Raw genomic sequence first — 19,089 nt, 5'->3', positions numbered from 1 at the left:
CCCCCGCATGGTGAGGTTGGGCACCATCACTGGCCCCCCGGCGTCGTGCGTTGCTACGCTGGAATCCAAGGCTCCGCACCAGAGCCTCCGGACGACGGTTCAGTACCCGGCACGCGACAAGACTGGCCAAAGGATCTGGTCATGTCGTGGATAATCCTTCTTCTTTCCGGCGCCCTCGAGGCCGTCTGGGCAGCCGCCCTGCACCGGTCCGCCCAGGTTTCCGGCCGCCGCCGCATCGCGCCCGCGGCCGTGTTCCTGCTGGCCGTCGCGGCGAGCACCGGCGGCCTCGCCATCGCCATGCAGTCCATCCCCACCGGAACGGCCTACGCCGTCTGGGTAGGGGTCGGCGTGGTCCTGACCTCCGCCTACGCCATGACCACCAGGGTTGAACGCCCGACGGCGGCCCGGCTGGCGCTGCTCACCGGCATCGCCGCGTGCGTGGTCGGCCTGAAGGTGGTGGCGTAACCGTGAAACGCTCAGTTCCCTGGCTGGTCCTTCTGGCCTCCGCCGTCCTGGAGGCTGTCTGGGCCACCGCCCTGGGCTTGTCCGAGGGCTTCAGCAAGCCCCTCCCCACCGTCGTTTTCGCCGTCACGGCGGCCCTGAGCATGCTGGGCCTGGGCATGGCCATCCGGAGCATTCCACTTGGCACGGCCTACGCGGTCTGGGTGGGCATCGGTGCTTCATTGACGGTCGGCTGGGCGATGATCACGGGCGTGGAGCCCTTCAGCGTCCTGAAGCTCCTGTTCATTGCCGGCATCGTGGGTTGTGCCGCCGGCCTGAAGGCGCTTCCCGCGAAGGACCAGGCGGCCGCGCGCAGCAGTGACTAGGCTCTTGCCATGGACTCCCCCGAGATCGTGCAGGCAGTCGATGCGCTCCGGCGCAGGCTGGCCCCGGAGACGCGCACCATCCTGGGCATCGCCGGCGCGCCGGGATCCGGGAAGTCCACGTTTGCCGCGTGGCTGCAGGAGCAGTTCAGCCCCGGCACGGCGGTGGTGGTCCCGATGGACGGCTTCCACCTGGGCAACGCGATCATCGAGGGGACGCCGCTGCGGGAGCGCAAAGGCGCCATTGATACGTTCGACGGCGGCGGCTACCTTTCGCTGCTGCGCCGGTTGGCGCGCCGGGACGAGGCCGTAGTGTACGCACCGGAGTTCCGCCGCACCCTGGACGAGCCGGTGGCTGCCTCGATTGCGGTGCCCGCGGACGTCCCGCTGGTCATCACCGAGGGCAACTACCTGCTGGCCGGGCAGGAGCCGTGGAAGGAGGTGCGGGCGCAGCTGGACGAAGTATGGTTCCTTGAAACTCCGCCCGCACTCCGCCTGCAGCGGCTGGTGGACCGGCACGTGTCATTCGGCATGGACCGTGCGGCCGCCCTGGCCTGGGCCACCGGACCCGATGAAGCAAACGCTCGGCTGATCCAGGCCGGCCGGCAGGCGGCCGACCGGATCATCCCCTGGCTGTAAACGACCACCACTCCACACTGCAGGAACCGAACAGGAGCACCCATGGCACACACCCCCACTGACCACGGCCACCCGGTCCAGCTCGGCGACGGCCTGGCCGTCAGCCCCCTGGGCTTCGGCGGCATGGCCCTCACCCCGGTCTACGGCGACGTTGACCCCGCTGAGGCGCTCCGGACGCTGCACCACGCCGTCGATGCCGGTGTCAGCTTCATCGACACCGCGGACATTTACGGCGGAGGCAGCAACGAGGAGCTGATCTCCCAGCTCCTCAAGGAGCGGCGGGCCGAGATCCAGCTGGCCACCAAGTTCGCGCTGGTGGGCACCCCCGCGGACGGCTACACGGACATCCGGGGCGACGCGGAATACGTACGCCAGGCTGTGGACCGCAGCCTGCAGCGGCTGGGCACCGACGTCATCGACCTTTACTACATGCACCGCCGCGACGTCAGGGTCCCCATCGAGGAAACCGTGGGCGCCATGGCGGAGCTGGTGCAGCAGGGCAAGGTCAAGCACTTGGGCCTCTCCGAGGTGACGGCGCAGGAACTCCGGGACGCCTCCGCCGTCCACCCGATCTCCGCAGTCCAGAGCGAGTGGTCCATCTGGAGCCGGGATGTGGAACGCAACGTGGTTCCTGCCGCAGCAGAGCTGGGTGTGGGCTTTGTCCCCTACTCCCCGCTGGGCCGCGGCTTCCTCACCGGCACCGTGGATACGTCAAGCCTGGGCGAGAAGGATTTCCGCCGGAATATCCCGCGCTTCGCCCCCGATGCCGCAAGCGCCAACCAGGCAGTGGTGGACACCGTCCGGTCCGTCGCGGAACAGTTGAATGCCACGCCGGCGCAGGTTGCCTTGGCGTGGCTCTTCGCCCAAGGCAAGCAGCTTGGCCTGCCCGTCGTCCCCATCCCCGGGACCCGGAAGGCGGCCCGGATCGACGAGAACCTTGGCGCCCTGGGCCTGGACCTTACCCCGGCCCACCTGGCCGTCCTTGCCGCGGCGTCGGACGCCGTCGTCGGGTCCCGGTCCGCGAACCCCACCTGGGTGTCCGAAGGGCGCGAATAGCCGGCCGGCCGGATACGGCAAAGGGCGGCTCCCCCGGAGGGAGCCGCCCTTTTGGCCAGGCCGTGTGGATCAGGCGGTGCGTGCCGCGCGGACCAACTCCGCGCAGCGTTCGCCGATCATCATCGTGGTGATGTTCGGGTTCACGGTGGTCAGCTCGGGCATCACGGACGCATCGGCCACCCGGAGGCCGGTGACGCCCTTGACCCGCAACTGGGGATCCAACGGCGACATGTCGTCGTCGGCCGCTCCCATCCGCACCGTCCCCGCGGGGTGGTACACGGTGTTGTGGGTCTTGCGGATGTAGTCGGCGATCTCCTCGTCGGTCTGGATGGCGTCGCCCGGGTACAGCTCGGTGCCCACCCAGTCGGCGAGTGCAGGCTGCGCGGCGATCTCGCGGGCCTTGCGGATTCCCGCGGTCATGACGCGCATGTCGTGGCCCTCCGGATCGGTGAAGTAGCGCGGATCCACCTTGGGCTTGTCCCGGAAGTCCTTGCTGCGCAGCTTCACCGTGCCGCGGGATCGGGCGTGGGTGACGTTGGGGGTCAGGCAGAAGCCGTTCTCCGTGGTGGGGAAGCCCTGGCGCAGGGTGTGCATGTCGAACGGAACCGACCCGTAGTGGAACATCAGGTCCGGCCGGTCCAGGCCCTCTTCGGTGGTGGTGAAGATACCGGCCTCCCACCACTGGGTGGACGTCTTGGTCATGGGCTGCTTGGCCTCCCACTGGATGACGCCCTCGGGGTGGTCCTGCAGGTGCTCGCCCACGCCGGGGGAATCAACGCGAACGGGGATGCCGAACTCTTCCAGCTGCGCGGCCGGGCCGATCCCGGACAGCAGAAGCAGCTTGGGCGAATCGATGGCGCCGGTGGAGACGATCACTTCGGACCTTGCGGTGAGCTGGTGTGTTTTGGCGAAGGCGTTGTCCACCACGGCCACGCCGGTGCAGCGGTTGGTCCCGTCAAACGTCAGTTCCTTGGCGCGCAGACCGGTCAGCAGGGTGAAGTTCTTCCGGTCCATGATCGGGTGGATGTAGGACACCGAGCTGGAGGACCGGGTGCCGTCGGCGCGGCGGTTGATCTGGAAGAAGCCCGCGCCGTTGATCACGGTGTCGCCGGTGTTGAAGTGTGCCTTGGGGATGCCCGCCTGTTCGCAGGCTTCCAGCATGGCGCGGCCGGTGGGGTCCGTGGCCGGAACGTTCATGAGGTGGACGGGGCCGCTGTCGCCGTGGTGCGGCGCGTCCGGGCCGGCGTCCTCGTTGGTTTCCAGCTGCTTGTACAGCCGGTAGGCCGTCTCGGAGTTCCAGCCGGCGGCGCCGAACTTCTTCTCCCACTCGTCAATGTCTTCCCGGGGCGCCCAGAACGCAATGCAGGAGTTGTGGCTGGAACACCCGCCCATCACCTTGGCGCGGGCATGCCGCATGAAGGAGTTGCCGTTCTCCTGCTCCTCGATGGGGTAGTCCCAGTCGTAGCCGGATTCCAGCAGCTCCATCCAGCGGTCCAGCTGCAGGATCTCGGGAATGTTGCGGTCATCCGGGCCGGCTTCCACCAGGGCAACGTCCACCGACGGGTCCTCGCTCAGGCGGGATGCCACGGCGGCGCCAGCGGAACCGCCGCCGATCACGATGTAGTCGAACTCTGTCTTTGCTTCGCTTGCCATGTGTCCTACTTCCCCTCTGCAGCGGCGGCATGGTCGCTGAACCAGCCGGTGACCTGCGGATCGATGTTCTGGTAGACGTGCTTGGCTTCCTGGTATTCGGCCAGGCCAGTGGGGCCCAGTTCGCGGCCCACGCCCGACTGGCCGAAGCCGCCCCACTCCGCCTGCGGCAGGTAGGGGTGGAAATCGTTGATCCAGATGGTTCCGTGGCGCAGCGCCCGGGCAACCCGCTGGGCCTTCCCGGCATCCTGGGACCAGACGGCACCGGCCAGGCCGTAGTGGGTGTCGTTGCCGATCTTGATGGCCTCCGCCTCGGTGTTGAAGGTTTCCACCGTGACCACCGGCCCGAACGCCTCGTCAACCACCACGGACATGCCGCTCTTGACCTGGTCCAGGACGGTGGGCAGGTAGTAGAAGCCCTTTTCGAGCTCCCCGCCGCCCCAGGCGCCGCCGCACCGCAGCCGGGCGCCTTCGGCGATGCCCTTCTCCACGTAGGCGGTGACCTTGTCCCGGTGCGCGGCAGAGATCAGCGGGCCGGTCTCGGCGTCGGGATCGAACGGACCACCCAGCCGGATCTTTTCGGCCCGGCGGACCAGTTCGGCCACGAACTTCTCCGCAATGGACTCCTCAACCACCAGGCGTGCACCGGCGGAGCAGACCTGCCCGGAGTGCACGAACGCGGCGTTGAGCGCGTTGTCCAGGGCGGCGTCGAAGTCGGCGTCCGCGAAGATGATGTTCGGGTTCTTGCCGCCCAGTTCCAGCGCCACCTTCTTGACGGTGGCGGCTGCCGAGGCCGCGATGGCTTTCCCGGTCTCCAGGCCGCCGGTGAAGGAGACCAGGTCAACCTCAGGGTGGCCGGAGAGGACGGGCCCCACGATCTTGCCGTCGCCCAGGACAAGGTTCGCGACGCCGGCGGGCAGGCCCAGTTCCTGCAGGACTTCCATCATCAGGATGGAGGTGTGCGGCGTCAGTTCGCTGGGTTTGAGGACGAAGCTGCAGCCGGCGGCCAGGGCGGGCGCAATTTTCCAGGCGGCCTGGAGCAGCGGGTAGTTCCACGGCGCGATCAGCGAGCACACGCCCACGGGCTCGTATTCGATCCGGCTGACCACGGTGCGGCTGCCCGCGTCCACCACCCGTCCGGAGTCCTGGCCGGCCAGCTTGCCGAAGTACTCAAAGCAGTTGGCGATGTCGTCCATATCGATTTCGCTTTCCACCAGTCGCTTGCCGGTGTCCAGCGTCTCGGCGCGGGCGAAGTCATCCTTCCGTTCCCGCAGCCTGGCGGCGACCCCCAGCAGGAACGAGCCCCGCTCCAGTGCCGAGGTGCCTGCCCATTCCCCGGCGTCGAACGCCGTCCTGGCCGCGTGCACGGCGCGCTCGGCGTCCCCTGCTGTTGCTTCCGCAACGGTCCCGACCAGCTGCCCGTCCGCGGGGCAGTGGATGTCCCGGGTGCCGCCGTCGGACGCTGCAACCCAACTGCCGCCGATGAAAAGCGTTGACGTGCTCACTTAGTTTCCTCCTGCATGTCGAAGTCGGATTCCCAATTGTCTTTTGCCACCTGGTCCTCCACGAGGAGGGTGATTCCGGGCGCTGCACGGTTCAGGTGCAGGAATTCGAGGTGCTGTTCGTAGTGGTCCAAGACATCCGTGATGACCTGTTCCCTGGTGTAGCCCATGAGGTCGTAGCCGTGGCTTCCCTCCTGTGCGAACACTTCCATCCGGTAGTAGTGGTCATCCGGATCCGCCCGGCGGGTGGCGTAGCTGGGGGTCTCGTACCGGACCGGGTAGATCTGGTATTTGAACGCCCGTTCCTCCCCCATGGCCAGCTGCAGGTCGATGCTCGGAATCCCGCAGGCCTCCACCGTGGTGATGGCCAGGGTTGTTTCGGCGCCCTGCTCGCGCAGCTCCGCTTCCACTTCCTCCAGCGCCGGAATGGCCACGGTTTCGGCGAACCGGATGGTCTGCTTGCGGCCGGGATAGTTCATGGCCCGGACCAGCCGCTGCCGCCAGGTCCGGCCGGCACGCTGGTCCGCCGCCCGGCCGGTAATGATGCCGGGCAGGCTCGCCCGGTAGCTGTCGTTGAGCGAGTTCTCCACGCGGAGGGCCTTGTACAGGCCCAGCATGATCAGCACCAGCAGCAGGGACAGCGGCAGCCCCATGACGATCGTGGCGTTCTGCAGCGTGGTCACGCCGCCAACGGTCAGCATGGCCAGGGTCAGCAAGCCGGTGGCCACGGCCCAGAACACGCGCATCCACTCGGGACCGTCCGAGTCCGCGTCCTTCAGGTGCGAGGTGAAGTTGGACATGACCAGGGCGCCGGAATCGGCGGAGGTCACATAGAACAGCAGGCCCGTGAACGTGGCCACGGCGGCGGTAACCGGGACGGCCGGAAACTGCTCCAGCAGGCTGTAGAAGCCGCGCTCCGGGTGGCTCATGGCCGCCTCGCCGAACGCTGCGTTGCCGTTCATAATCAGGTCGAGGCTGGAGTTTCCGAAGATGGAGATCCACAGCACGATGAAGATGAACGGAACGGTCATGGTGCCCAGGACGAACTGCCTGATGGTGCGGCCACGGGAGATCCGGGCCAGGAACAAGCCAACGAACGGGGCCCAGGCGATCCACCACGCCCAAAAGAACAGGGTCCAGGCGTTCATCCAGTCGGTGGGACGGTCATAGGCGAAGGTATCCAAAGTCATGCCCGGGAACCGGCTCATGACGTCGCCGACGTTCTGGACGATCCCGTCCAGCAGGAAGCTGGTCTTCCCGGTTACCAGCACGAACAGCATCAGCGCCACCGCCAGGATGACGTTCAGTTCCGAGAGCCGCCGGATGCCCTTTTCGACGCCGGACACCACGGAGACCGTTGCCATCACCACGGACAGCACGATCAGCCCGATCTGCACGGCCAGGTTCTCCGGAATGCCGAACATGAAGTTCAGCCCGTAGTTCAACTGGACGACGCCGATGCCCAGGGATGTGGCGATGCCGAAGATGGTGCCGAGCAGGGCGGCGATATCCACCGCGTGCCCCATGGGCCCCTCGATCTTCTTGCCGAAGATGGGGTAGAGCGCGGAGCGGATGCTCAGCGGCAGGTTGTGGCGGTAGGAGAAGTAGCCCAGGGCGAGCCCCATCAGGGCGTACAGGGCCCAGCCGGTGATGCCGTAGTGGAACAGCGTCCACACCAGCGCCTGGCGGGCGGCTTCCGCGGTACCCCCTTCGCCCTGCGGCGGGGCAAGGTACTGGCTGACGGGTTCGGACACGGAAAAGAACATCAGGTCGATGCCGATGCCTGCCGCGAACAGCATGGCCGCCCAGGTGAACATCCCGAACTGTGGCTTGGAGTGGTCCGGCCCGAGCTTGGTCTTGCCCACCCGGGACAGTGCGGCGACCAGGACGAAGATGACCACGGCGGTGACGATCAGGAAGTAGTACCAGCCCATGTTGGTGGACACCCAGCCCACCATGGACCCGATGACGGCGTCGGCGTTGTCCTTGGCAAGAATCGCCCAGAGCGCGATGCCCACCACGCCGATGGCGGAGCCGAGGAAGACAGTTTTGTTGACCCGGGTCCTGGCCTCCGGGCTGCCTGTTCCGGCCACCGCCGGCGGCCTCTGTTCCGATGTTTCACGCCCCGCGGTGCCCATGGGGGGTGCTGCTTTTTGGCTCATTGGATCCCATTTCAGTTTTGAGGCTGCGGTCCGGACGCCGGTTCCACGTGCTTGGTACTGACTGGGGAAAAGCACTCAGCCGGCGTCGCAAAGAGTCTGGCTTGACTTCCGACGCTAACAACCGGAACCGCAGAAGGCCCACTTTTATGAATCTCCTCACGGCGGATGCAGCCGCAGGTCACACCGGGATTTGGGTCCGGCAAGGGCGGGAAGAAAGCGGTCCGCAGCCGTGTTGCACGCAGTGGGTACTGGTCAGCCGGCCGTGCCACGCCCATGCCAAGGAGCCTCATGCCTGCCATCGTCCACTTCGAAGTCCGGATCGACCCCGCCCGCCGCAACGACGCCGCAAAGTACTTGTCCGAAACGCTCGCGGCCACCCGCGCGTGGCCTGGTAACCAGGGCATCGAGGCGCTGGTGGATGACGCGGACCCCTGCCACATCCTGGTCGTGGAAACCTGGGCCACCACGCAGGACCACGACGACTACGCCGCCTGGCGCACTACACCCGAAGGAAAAAACGCGCTGCACGAAATCCTGGCCGGCCCGCCGTCCAAGCAGGTCTACTCCACTGCCTTGCCGCTGGGCCTGTAGCCCGTCCCTAGACTGAAGCCATGGACTCACTTCTCTACGACCTGCCGGCCGTCACCATCCGCAGCATCTCCGTCAGCGCAATGGACAACAACGTGTACCTGCTGACCGCCAAGGAAAGCGGCGCGCAGCTGCTCATTGACGCCGCTGACGACCTTCCGGCCATCCGGCAGTTGCTCGCGGACGGCGCCGCGGACACAGCCGCGGCTCCGCGGCTGGCCCTGATCGCCACCACGCACCAGCACTGGGACCACGTGCGGGCGCTGAAGGAACTGGTGGACGCCACCGGGGCCAGGACAGCGGCGGGAGCGGACGACGCCGATGCGTTGCCGGTTCCGGTGGACGTCCGGCTAAGCCACGGGGACGTCGGGAATTTCGACGGCTTCGACGTCACCGCCGTGCACCTGCGGGGCCACACGCCGGGCTCGATCGCCTTTGTGTACCAGGACCCGGAAGGACCGGCGCACATCTTCTCAGGCGACTCGCTGTTCCCCGGCGGGGTGGGCAACACGGAGAAGGACCCGGAACGGTTCGCCCAGCTCCTGTCCGACGTCACGGAGCGGTTGTTCGACGCCTACCCGGACTCCGCCGTCGTGCACCCCGGCCACGGCAAGCCGACGACGCTTGGTGCCGAACGTCCGCACTTGGACGAATGGCGTGCCCGCGGCTGGTAAAACCAGGCGGCGATTCGGGTTAAACACAGCGGTGGTTGAGCCTGTCGGAACCGACAAGCTCAACCACCGCTGTACTTTAAGGAGCGCTTCTAGCGGCCGCGGCGCTCGTTCGACGCCGGAGCCGATGCGCGGCGGGGGCCGCTGCGGGCGGGACGGCCCGAGCCGCCGTTGCCACCGCTGCCGGAGCCGTAGGATCCGCCTGAGGTTCCGCCGGTGTTGGAGGACCAGACGGCCTTGCTGCCGCCGGTGCCTGAAGAACGCTGGCCGGACGAACCTGCCGCTGCACGCTGGCCGGTTGCCGGGCGCCCGCTGCGCTGGCCCCCGCCGGACGCGGGGCGTCCGCCTGAGGCCGGGCGGCCGGAGCCGCCGCGCGGGGCATCACTGCGGGTGATCCGGGAATCCCCGCGGCCCTCCGCTGCACGGCCGTCGGAACCGCGGCCGGCCGATGAGCGGCCACCTGCTGCGGGAACGTCGTTGCGGTGGGTTGAGGCGGTGCCGCGGCCGCGGGCATTGCGGCGGGCAGCCGCAGCTGCCACAGCGCGGTCCTCGTTCTGCTCCGCGTTCCGGTCGAAGGCGGCGCGGGCTTCGGTCCGGCCTTCGAAGGCTGCTGCGCGGCGCTCAGCACGGGGGGCGTCGCTGCGGGCGGGCTCGGCCGAAACCTTGCCACGTCCACCGCGGCCACCACGGCCACCGGCACTCGGGGCAGCCTGGCGGCGTGCACGCTTGCGCTCGGCGTTGGCACCGGTGGAGGTTCCGGCGCCCTGCTTGGGGGCCTTGGCCGCCAGCAGTGCGGCGCGGGTGCGGGGATCGACCTTTTCGGCGATATCGCCAACAAGCTCGGCCACGATCGGCGAGCTGGCGGTGACGCGCTCGAAGCTGACGTCCACGCCGGCGGCCTTCATGAGCTTCTTCACGTCGGACTGCTGCTCCGGCAGGGTCAGGGTGACCACGGTACCGTCGGAGCCGGCGCGCGCGGTGCGGCCGGAACGGTGCAGGTACGCCTTGTGCTCGGTGGGCAGATCCACGTGGATCACCAGCTCGACGTCATCGACGTGCACACCGCGGGCGGCGACGTCGGTGGCCACCAGGACGCGGACGTCGCCGTTGGAGAACTCGGCGAGGTTGCGGTCACGGGCATTCTGCGACAGGTTGCCGTGCAGGTCCACGGCGGGGATCCCGGCGTCGGTAAGGGTCTTGGCCAGCTTGCGGGCATGGTGCTTGGTCCGCATGAACAGGACGCGGCGGCCGGCACCCGAAGCGAGCTCAACGATCAGCTGCTTCTTGACGGTCTGGTCGTTGACCACCAGCACGTGGTGCTCCATGGTGGTCACGGCCGCCTGGGGGTCGTCCACCGAGTGGGTGAGCGGGTTGGACAGGTAGCGCTGGACGATCTTGTCCACGCCGTTATCCAGGGTGGCGGAGAACAGCAGGCGCTGGCCCTGGCTGGGGGTCATGTCCATGAGCTTCTTGACCACGGGCAGGAAGCCGAGGTCCGCCATGTGGTCGGCCTCGTCCAGGACCGTGATCTCCACGCCTTCGAGGGTAAGGATGCGCTGGCGGATCAGGTCCTCCAGGCGGCCGGGGCAGGCGATGACGATGTCGACACCGGCGCGCAGCGCCTTCTCCTGCCGGGCCTGGGAGATGCCGCCGTAGATCACGGTGGTGTTCAAACCGGCGGCCTTGGCCAGCGGCTCGATGGTGGCGTTGATCTGGGTCGCCAGTTCACGGGTGGGTGCCAGGACCAGGCCCATGGGGCGGCCGGGCTTGCGGAAGTACTTGGCTTCCCGCTCAGCGAGTCTTGCTACAAGCGGGATAGCGAAAGCAATGGTTTTACCGGATCCGGTCCGGCCACGGCCAAGGACGTCACGGCCGGACAAGGTGTCCGGGAGGGTCTTCACCTGGATGGGGAACGGTTCAACGATTCCCTGCGCGGTGAGGGTGTCTGCAAGGGCCTTGGGAGTACCGAGGGCAGCAAAAGTAGTCATGTAGTTTTTTACGGTCTTTCTGGCGGTATCCGGGCGGATATCGGCCCCCGGTGCCGGTTGGCCCAGGGGTTTCGCCGAAGAAAAGTCAGGTGATCAACCGGGCGCTGCACATAGGGACAGCCGGCCGGGACCAAATGGAACGCGTTCATCGACGCAGGATGTGCCTCTCACATGAAGAAAGCCCACTCCCTGGAAGGAACTCCAGATCCGGAGCAGGCGGCATCACTGCACATCAAGTTCCTCCAGTCTAGCATCCCGAGACCGGGCGGCCGTCCGCGGCGTTGCCAACGGGGACATGGCGGGGCAGTGTTGGAGCATGAGTGAACACCCGGGGCAGGGCCAGGACACGCGCCAGGAGGAAGCGCACCGGCAGCACGCGCACGACGCCGGCGGGGCGCCGGAAGCGGGCAGCGGCGTCGATCCCGGGGCGGTTTGGGACGAGCGGTACCGGAGCAAAGCCCGGCTCTGGAGCGGAAAGCCGAACCCCCAACTGGTCCATGAGGCCGGCGGCCTGCGCCCCGGCAAGGCACTGGAACTCGGGTGCGGCGAGGGCGCCGACGCCATCTGGCTTGCCCGGCAAGGCTGGTCCGTCACCGCCGTCGATGTTTCCGCCGTGGCGCTGGAACGGGCCCACTCGCACGAACTGGCCGAGCTGGCACGCGAAAGCGTGAACACATCCAGCGGGGACATCCGCAGCCGGATCACGTGGCACCAAGCGGACCTCACGACGTGGCAGCCCGAGGGTTCCTACGACCTCGTGACCTCACAGTTCCTGCACTCCCGGGAACTCGACTGGCGGGTCCCGCTGCGCGCAGCCGCCGCTGCCGTCAAACCCGGCGGGACCCTGCTGGTGGTGGGCCACCACCCGGACCGGCTGCCGCCATGGGGCAACGACCACCACCAGCACCTGGACTTGTTCTACACCGGAGACCAGCTGGTCCGTGAACTGGCCCTGGGCGGCCCCGGCTGGCAGCTGGAGGTCCTCACCAGCCGGGCGCGTCCTGTCACCGGGCCGGACGGGCAGGAGGCGACCATTGCCGACGTCGTCCTGCGCGCCACCCGCCTTCCCTAGCCCGCCGCACCTTGCCTGCCGGTGACCCGCGGCGCCACCAGCACCGCGGCCAGCCCGAGGGCCGCGGTGAAGGCGAAGACGCCGGCAAAGGACTGGACCGCCGTGGTAAATGCCGCGAAGACTATCCCGGTGGCGGCGAGCGAAAGAGCCCCGCCCAGCGAGTCGGCGATTGACATGGCGGAGCTGTTGAAGCCCTCGTTGTCCTTGCTGGACAGTGCCAGTGTCATCACGCTCAGCCGGGGGTAGAGCAGGCCCATCCCGCCGCCGGCCAGCACCCACCCGGCGATGGCGACGGCGGCCGGCCAGTGCAGTCCCGCCGTGGCCAGGGCCAGGAGGATGGCAGCGAGCACCATCAACGAGCCCACCCGCACAGCCCTCCGGTGCTCCAGCCGCGGGCCCATGCGGCCCTGGACCGCCGCGGCACCGGCCCACGCCAGCGCCCCGCCGGTGAGGGTGACACCGGCCAAGGTGGGCGGGAAGCCGAACTGGTCGATCAGCAGGTAGGGAAGGTAGACCTCCGCCCCGAAGAAGGCCGCCGAGGCGAGGCCGCGGGACAGGATCACGCTGGGCAGTCCCCGCCGTGCCCTAAGGGTCCCGGCGGGCACCAGCGGCCGGACCGCTGCCAGGGCAAGGACGACGGCGGCAACGGCCAGGAGTGCCTTGGCGGGCGGGAAGGCGGGGATGCTGAGGCCGGCGGAGAGGTTGAGCCCCAGGACGGCAAGGGCTGCCAGCGCCGCCCAGCCGAGCCTGGCCGGAGCCCACGGCGGGAGGTTTCCTTCCGCTCCGCCGGCTGGTTCCGGCGGGTCCAGTCCGCGCAGGACCGGCACGATCATCGCGAGCGCCGGAATGACCAGCCCCACCACGCCCAGGAACACCCAGTGCCAGCTGAAGACCTGCGCCACCACACCGGCCGCGACGGGCCCCACGAGTGAGGGCACCACCCAGGCGGCCGAAAACGCCGCGAAAATCCGGGGATGCAGGGTGCCCGGGTAGAACCGCGCCACCAGGACGTAGAGGGCCACGGTGAGGGCGCCCCCGCCGAAGCCCTGGACCAGGCGGCCCGAGACCAGCATGGGCATGGAAACCGAGGTGCCCGCGACCAGCAGGCCGGCCACGAACAGCGCTACGGAGGCATACAGCGGCAGGGCGGGCCCGCGCCTGTCGGACCAGTTGCCGGCGCCCACCATGCCGATGACACCGGTGGCCAGGGGCCCTGCGAAGGCCAGCGCATAGAGGTTTCCGCCGTTCAGTTCCCTGCTGACCAGCGGCATGATGGTGGTTACGGCGAGGGATTCGAAGGCGGCCAGGAACACCAGGGCGCAGGTGCCCACTGTCACCCAGAAATACGGTGGCCGGAAGATTCCGGTGGCATGGTGGACGGCCGGAAGCGTGGGGTCCTGCATTACGTTTCCTCGCCCACATACCGGTTTCGGCCGGAGCGGTAGCCGAAGACGGCCGCGAGCAGGCCCACCACCGTGAACAGGACGCCGGCGGGAACGAAGGACCCGGTGGCCTGGTGGAGTTGACCCACCAGGAGCGTTCCGGTGGAACCCACCCCGTAGCCAACGCCCTGCATCATGCCCGACAGGTGCGCGGCGGTGTGCCCGTCCCGGGTCCGGAGCATGATCAGGGTCAGCGCACAGGCGGTCAGGCTTCCCTGGCCCAGTCCCAGCAGCCCCGCCCAGACCCAGACCAGATCCAGCGGGCCCACAATGCTCAACACGAACCCGCTCCCGGTCATCAACGCCACCACGGTATTGATGGCCCGCTGGTCGCGGAACCGCGCGGCCAGCGCAGGGGCGAACAGGGACCCCAGCATCTGCAGCACGATGCACACGGCAACGATCAATCCAGCCGTGGCCCCGTCAACGCCTCTTTCCCGGAGGATGGGCGCCAGCCACGCAAAACCGCTGAAGGACATCATGGCCTGCAGCACCATGAAGATCGTCACCTGCCACGCCACCGGCGACCGCCACACGTTCACCCCGTCCCTGACCACCTGGTGCCGGACCGTCCCCTGCCGCACGGCAACGGGCAGGAACAGCAGGAGCACGACGGCGGCCGGCACCGCCCAGACCCACAGCGCCCTGGTCCACTCCCCCGTCGCCGTGTAGACCGGGTAGGTGAACCCGGCCCCGAGCGCCGCGGACGCGCAGATGGCGGTGGTGTACAGGCCGCCCATGAGGCCCAGGCGGTGCGGGAAGTCCCGCTTCACCAGGCCCGGCAGGAGCACGTTGCACAACGCGATCGCCACACCGCACGCCGCCGTGCCGGCCAGGAGCGCAGGCAAATGCCCGGCCCCACCCATCCCAGCCCCGGCGTCCACAGGCCGCAACAACAAGCCCGCCGTCAGCAAGGCCATGGCCCCCAACAGCACCCGCTCAGCACCAAACCGGCGCGCCAAAACCGGGGCCACCGGGGCAAAGACACCCAGCAACGTCACCGGAACCGTGGTTAACACCACCACGGACCAGCCAGGCAGCCCCGCCTGCGCGGTCACCTCCGGCAACACAGCAGACAGGCTGGAAAAGACACTCCGCAGGTTCAAGCCGATCAGCACCAGGCACACACCCAGATAAGCCAAGTCGCGGCGGCCGCCCACACGGGTGGGCCCGGGCGCGGGAAGTTCGTCAACCTCCGCGTCCACCAAAGTACCCGGATCCACCAGGCTGCTGCCCGTCCTGGGACGTCTTTGGCTTTCTTCGGAGACAGCCCCTCGCCGTTGCTTCCTTGCGTCGGCATTCGTTGCGTCCGTCATCCGCCCATTCTTGCAGGAGCGCGCTGCGCCGGGCTGCCCGAATGATGCCCTGACCGCCGTTCCCTTCGCGGCGCTATTCTGGAAGGGATGAGCGAATCCCCTGAAAACCCCCAGCAGCCGCATGTCCCCAGGCCCGTCACGCCCGGAACCCAAGCCTCCTTCGGTACCTACGGCGGCCGGCCGGTCAGTTTCGTGCGCCGCGGCACCCGGTTGCAGGGCCGCCGCCAGGCCGCCTGGGCCGAGCATGCGGAGCGGTGGGCCGTGGACGTTCCCCGGCACGTGGCCAACACCTCGGTCCACCCCGACTACACCTTCGACGCAGCAGCCGAGTTTGGCCGCGAGGCCCCGCTGGTCGTCGAGATCGGGTCCGGACTGGGCGATGCCATCTGCCACGCGGCAGAACAGAACCCGGACACGAACTTCCTGGCCGTCGAGGTCTACACGCCCGGGCTCGCCAACACCATCATCAAGATCAACAGCCGCGGCCTGACCAACGTCCGCGTGGTGGAGGCCAACGCCCCGGAGGTTTTGGCCACCATGCTTCCCGCAGGCTCCGTCAGCGAACTGTGGGTCTTCTTCCCGGACCCGTGGCACAAGTCGCGGCACCACAAGCGCCGCCTCATCCAGCCAGAGTTCGCCGCCCTGGCGGCAAAGGCGTTGAAACCAGGCGGCCTGTTCCGGATCGCCACCGACTGGTCCAATTACGCCATCCACGTCCGGGACGTCATGGCCGGCTCGGCGGACTTCGAAAACCTGCACACCGGCGAGCGCCGCGGACCTGAAAGCCCGCTCACCCAGGTGTGGCAGTCCGGCGTCGAATCACTGGTGGGCGGTGCACCGGTCAGGGAGGGACGGGCGCCCGTAAGCACCGGGCACACCGGTCCCAATGAAGGTGTGGACGAAACCGGCGGCTGGGCGCCACGGTTCGAAGGCAGGATCCGGACCAGCTTCGAGGCGAAGGCCCACGAGGCCGGCCGGCTGATCTTCGATCTTTGCTACCGCCGCCGCTGACACGCCGAACGGCAAGGCCCTCCCGGCTGCTGCAGCGCGGGCGCGTTATCCCACGTTAATGGCGGCCACGATCTCCTTGAGCATGTCCAGCCGGGGCTCCGCCTCAGCGTTCAGGTACGGCCAGATGACCACCACGCCGATGAACCGGCCGCCCTCCCACACGCCTACCGTGGCTGCCACCTTGGCCGCCCCTTCGGCGTCGTCATAACCCACCACCACGCCATACGCGGACTTGCCGGGGAGGTTCAGCTCGCCCTCGGCCAGCAGGGTGCCGCCGCGCTCCTCGCGGTAGAAGTCGGACATCAGGTGGGCCCAGCCGTTGGCCTGCGGCGCATCCTGGACGGAGGTGTCGTCCTTGATCACGGTGACCAGGACGCCGCCCAGCAGGCCGTACTGCTCGCTGTTGGGCCCGGCGGTGGAGTCGTCCAGGACCTGGGTGTGCTCGGGGAAGTCTGCGGTGAAGCCCAGCGGGGATTCGATGTGCACTGACATGGTTTCAGAGCCTCTCGAGCTTGGTGTCGTTGGGGACTTTATAGTACGTGGAGACGTTGGTGGTGGCCTGGTTCTCGGTCTTCACTTCCACCTCGCCGAGCTTCACGTCGAACCCCGCCTCGTTGGTGGCGGTGACCACGGAGTTCACCTGGACGGTGGCGGAGCCGGCCTCGTACAACCTGGCGGCGTCCCGGGCAGCACCGGCCTCATTGCCGAGGGCAACGTTGCGAAGGTAGCTGTCGATGACGGGCCGGTTTTCCGGGGAGTAATCCACGTTGATCTTGACCGTTCCCTGGGTACCCGCGGTCACGGTCGAGTCGAACTTGGCGGCCTTCCCGTCCACGCCTTCGGTGACGCCCTGGGCCACGGTCCCGTCCATGGAGACGGACACCGAATCGATGTTGTTGCCCTTGTCCATATTGACCTGCAGGCCCCCCTTGCCGGAGGCCTCGAAGACACGGCCGTCCAGGTTGAGCTTGCCCTGTGCCGAGACCTCGCCGCTGGCCGTTGACGTTCCGTCCGTCAGGTTGCGCTCGTACGCGAGGTCGAGCTTCGCCGAGCCGGACGCCGGGCCGGATTCGCCCGAGGCCTCCAGCGAGAACGTTCCCTTGGCCTTGTCCGTCTGGCCGGTGGAGCCGTTGTCGTGGGCGGCATCGTTGATGGTGTCCAGGATGTAGCCGGGCGGGTTTCCGGCCACGTCCTTGATATCGCCGATGCTGTCCGGCGGCAGGTCCTTGTACATTTGCTCACGGGCCGCCATGGCTTCCTCCACGCTGGCGAACGTGTACTCACGGGATACTTCCCCGGTCAGGGTGGCTCCTGCCGTGCCGGTGGTGTCGTTCACGCCCAGGCCCATGTTTCCGTACACCTTCATGGTGGCGGAACCGTCGGCGTTCTCCACCACTTCGGTGCCCACTTCGGCGCCGCCGTGGACCCAGGCCACCCGGGCCTCGATGGAGGCCTTGCCCGTCTCCGAGTAGATCGGGATATCCGCCTTGGCAAGCTCCTGGAGGTGCTGCTTGGCCAACTGCTGGGCTGCGGCCGGGATGCCGCCGTCCATGCGCATCAGGTCCTCGGCGAAGGGCCCGTCGCTGCCTTCGCCTTCTATCAGGTATTTACGGTCTGCCGCTGACAGGCTGTCCCACCACTTGGCCTGCTCTTCCGGGCTGGCGTTGACCATGCGCTCCAGCCCGGCTTCGAGTTCCTGGCGGTGCTCGGCTGCCGCCCTGGCCGCCTCCGCCTTCTCCTTCAGCCACTCCCGGGCCTGGGCGGCCAGCGAGGTCAGCCGGTCCCAGGTGCTGGTCCCGGAACCGCCGGAAGCCGCGGTGGAGGCTTTTTCCTGCTCGTCGGCCTGCCGCATCAGGACCTTTGAGTTCTCCCGCAGGCTGGCCACCACCTTGTCCAGGCTGGGCCGGTGGCTCCCGCTCCACTCCTGGCGGAAGCGCTCACCGTCCCGTCCCTTCCACGGAGCGGACTGGATCTGGCTGTGCAGGGTGCCGGCCCGGCTGCTCAAAAGAGACGCCGCCTGGTCCGCTGCCTTGGCCAGAGCCCGCAACTGGCTGACGTCAGCGCCGTAAAAAGTCATGGTTTCCCCCGGAAAGTGTGCAGTGCGTGTGAATCGCTGGTCCTTATGGTTGCACAGGTGGCCGGGCCCGGCGATGGGGATCCCTCCCCATCCCCGTACTCGGGAGCAACGGGTGGGCCGTGCGGCGGCCGGCGGACGCTTGCGGGGCCGGCTGTTCCGGACCGGGCGGGCGTGGCACGATTGCCCTTGTAAGAAGGGCACGCACACCAGCGCACCACCGCGCTTGGCCAAAGGAACGACGATCAAAAAAGAATTGCAGCAGGCCGTTGACAAGGCCGAAGACGTCACGAATTCGCGTGTCCTGGAAATTCTTGCCCGGCTGGGTTTCGCGGTCAGCGGCATCCTGCACCTGCTGGTGGGGGCGATTGCCATCCGGCTCGCCGTGGGCGGTACCGGCAGCGCCGATTTCAGTGGGGCCGTGGCCGAGTTGGCCACCATGCCCGTTGGCCCCTTCCTGCTGTGGGGCAGCTTCGCCGCGTGCGCCGCCCTGTCGTTGTGGCAGACCAGCGATGCGATCTTCGACTTCAACCACCAGCCCACCAAGACCAAAGCGAAGAACAAGGCCAAAGCCGTCCTGCAGGCCATCGTCTACGCCGTGCTGGCCCTGACGTTGTGGCACTTCGTCACCGGCACCGGCTCCGGCGGCGACAACCGCAAGGCCACCAGCGACTTCACCGTTTCCATGATGGTGGCGCCCGGCGGTGTGGCGTTGCTGGTGCTGATCGGCGTGGCGGTGGCGGTCACGGGCGTGGTGTACGGCATCAGGGGACCCAAGAAGTCCTTCCAGAAACAGCTGCGGATGCCCGCTCCCGGCCCGGCCAGGACGGCGGTCACCGCGTTGGGTGTGACCGGCTACCTGGCGAAGGGAACGGTGCTGCTGCTCGCCGGCCTGCTGATCGTCGTGGCCACCGTGAAACAGCACCCGGAGGACTCCACGGGCCTCGATGGTGGCCTGCGCGCCCTCCGCGACCAGCCTCTGGGTCCGTACCTCCTCGCCGCGGTGGGGGCGGGACTGATTTGCTACGGCGCGTACATGGTAATGCGCGCCCGGATGGCAAAAATGAGCAAGTAAACGGCGGTGCGGGTGGCTA

At 68.0% G+C, this 19,089-nt stretch carries 17 protein-coding genes and 1 riboswitch; of the genes, 9 read left to right on the top strand and 8 right to left on the bottom strand.

The window, feature by feature from the left end; translation table 11 throughout:
* The first annotated feature begins 65 nt into the window (after window positions 1–65).
* Window positions 66–131, top strand: a riboswitch (guanidine-III (ykkC-III) riboswitch).
* 10 nt (window positions 132–141) lie between these two features.
* Genes AC4EEO_RS00870 through AC4EEO_RS00855 form a run of 4 tightly spaced genes read left to right on the top strand, consistent with a single transcriptional unit; the run spans window position 142 to window position 2,519 of the window.
* Complete coding sequence (locus AC4EEO_RS00870) at window positions 142–465, top strand: DMT family transporter (RefSeq protein ID WP_491339655.1); 324 nt, start codon at window positions 142–144, stop codon at window positions 463–465.
* A 2-nt stretch (window positions 466–467) separates the two neighbouring features.
* On the top strand, window positions 468–827 hold the full coding sequence (locus tag AC4EEO_RS00865; protein ID WP_018760815.1) for a DMT family transporter: 360 nt from the start codon (window positions 468–470) through the stop codon (window positions 825–827).
* A 9-nt stretch (window positions 828–836) separates the two neighbouring features.
* Window positions 837–1,463 carry a nucleoside/nucleotide kinase family protein gene (locus AC4EEO_RS00860; RefSeq protein WP_491339654.1) on the top strand — a complete coding sequence of 209 codons (627 nt, stop codon included), beginning with the start codon at window positions 837–839 and terminating at the stop codon, window positions 1,461–1,463.
* A gap of 42 nt (window positions 1,464–1,505) precedes the next feature.
* Window positions 1,506–2,519 (top strand): aldo/keto reductase, encoded by a 1,014-nt coding sequence (locus AC4EEO_RS00855; RefSeq protein WP_018760813.1) that lies wholly within the window; start codon window positions 1,506–1,508, stop codon window positions 2,517–2,519.
* A gap of 69 nt (window positions 2,520–2,588) precedes the next feature.
* Here the strand turns inward: AC4EEO_RS00855 and AC4EEO_RS00850 are convergent, their stop codons facing one another.
* From AC4EEO_RS00850 to betT, 3 genes are read right to left on the bottom strand one after another with little or no spacing between them, the layout of a single operon-like run.
* Window positions 2,589–4,172 (bottom strand): GMC family oxidoreductase, encoded by a 1,584-nt coding sequence (locus AC4EEO_RS00850; protein ID WP_491339653.1) that lies wholly within the window; start codon window positions 4,170–4,172, stop codon window positions 2,589–2,591.
* 5 nt (window positions 4,173–4,177) lie between these two features.
* A complete protein-coding gene (locus AC4EEO_RS00845; RefSeq protein ID WP_018760811.1) occupies window positions 4,178–5,674 on the bottom strand; it encodes an aldehyde dehydrogenase family protein in 1,497 nt (498 codons plus the stop codon).
* Complete coding sequence (gene betT, locus AC4EEO_RS00840) at window positions 5,671–7,833, bottom strand: choline BCCT transporter BetT (protein ID WP_491339652.1); 2,163 nt, start codon at window positions 7,831–7,833, stop codon at window positions 5,671–5,673. The genes AC4EEO_RS00845 and betT overlap by 4 nt, the downstream gene beginning before the upstream one ends.
* A gap of 288 nt (window positions 7,834–8,121) precedes the next feature.
* On the opposite strand from betT, the gene AC4EEO_RS00835 reads away from it, so the two are divergent.
* Window positions 8,122–8,424, top strand: a complete 303-nt coding sequence (locus tag AC4EEO_RS00835; protein WP_133831870.1) for a putative quinol monooxygenase — start codon at window positions 8,122–8,124, stop codon at window positions 8,422–8,424.
* Window positions 8,425–8,444: 20 nt separating this feature from the next.
* Complete coding sequence (locus tag AC4EEO_RS00830; protein WP_491339651.1) at window positions 8,445–9,095, top strand: MBL fold metallo-hydrolase; 651 nt, start codon at window positions 8,445–8,447, stop codon at window positions 9,093–9,095.
* Window positions 9,096–9,184: 89 nt separating this feature from the next.
* Here the strand turns inward: AC4EEO_RS00830 and AC4EEO_RS00825 are convergent, their stop codons facing one another.
* Complete coding sequence (locus tag AC4EEO_RS00825; protein WP_491339650.1) at window positions 9,185–11,080, bottom strand: DEAD/DEAH box helicase; 1,896 nt, start codon at window positions 11,078–11,080, stop codon at window positions 9,185–9,187.
* Between the two features lie 316 nt (window positions 11,081–11,396).
* Here AC4EEO_RS00825 and AC4EEO_RS00820 point away from each other — a divergent pair, with 316 nt between their 5' ends.
* Window positions 11,397–12,152: a class I SAM-dependent methyltransferase gene (locus AC4EEO_RS00820; protein ID WP_491339649.1), complete on the top strand. Its 756-nt coding sequence runs from the start codon at window positions 11,397–11,399 to the stop codon at window positions 12,150–12,152.
* Here the strand turns inward: AC4EEO_RS00820 and AC4EEO_RS00815 are convergent.
* A complete protein-coding gene (locus AC4EEO_RS00815; RefSeq protein ID WP_491339648.1) occupies window positions 12,149–13,555 on the bottom strand; it encodes an MFS transporter in 1,407 nt (468 codons plus the stop codon). The genes AC4EEO_RS00820 and AC4EEO_RS00815 overlap by 4 nt on opposite strands.
* On the bottom strand, window positions 13,555–14,910 hold the full coding sequence (locus AC4EEO_RS00810; RefSeq protein WP_491339647.1) for an MFS transporter: 1,356 nt from the start codon (window positions 14,908–14,910) through the stop codon (window positions 13,555–13,557). The genes AC4EEO_RS00815 and AC4EEO_RS00810 overlap by 1 nt, the downstream gene beginning before the upstream one ends.
* An 87-nt stretch (window positions 14,911–14,997) precedes the next feature.
* Here AC4EEO_RS00810 and trmB point away from each other — a divergent pair, with 87 nt between their 5' ends.
* A complete protein-coding gene (trmB, locus tag AC4EEO_RS00805; protein WP_109045562.1) occupies window positions 14,998–15,921 on the top strand; it encodes a tRNA (guanosine(46)-N7)-methyltransferase TrmB in 924 nt (307 codons plus the stop codon).
* 45 nt (window positions 15,922–15,966) lie between these two features.
* Here the strand turns inward: trmB and AC4EEO_RS00800 are convergent, their stop codons facing one another.
* Together AC4EEO_RS00800 and AC4EEO_RS00795 are read right to left on the bottom strand one after the other, a co-directional pair.
* Complete coding sequence (locus AC4EEO_RS00800) at window positions 15,967–16,413, bottom strand: hypothetical protein (RefSeq protein WP_491339646.1); 447 nt, start codon at window positions 16,411–16,413, stop codon at window positions 15,967–15,969.
* A gap of 4 nt (window positions 16,414–16,417) precedes the next feature.
* Window positions 16,418–17,998 carry a fimbrial protein gene (locus AC4EEO_RS00795; RefSeq protein WP_491339645.1) on the bottom strand — a complete coding sequence of 527 codons (1,581 nt, stop codon included), beginning with the start codon at window positions 17,996–17,998 and terminating at the stop codon, window positions 16,418–16,420.
* A gap of 253 nt (window positions 17,999–18,251) precedes the next feature.
* Between AC4EEO_RS00795 and AC4EEO_RS00790 the strand changes: the two genes are divergently transcribed.
* Window positions 18,252–19,070: a DUF1206 domain-containing protein gene (locus AC4EEO_RS00790; RefSeq protein WP_018760800.1), complete on the top strand. Its 819-nt coding sequence runs from the start codon at window positions 18,252–18,254 to the stop codon at window positions 19,068–19,070.
* The last annotated feature ends 19 nt before the right edge of the window (window positions 19,071–19,089 follow it).

It is taken from the genome of Pseudarthrobacter sp. MOO13 (assembly GCF_058267655.1).
This window is presented reverse-complemented; position numbering and strand designations above follow the sequence as displayed.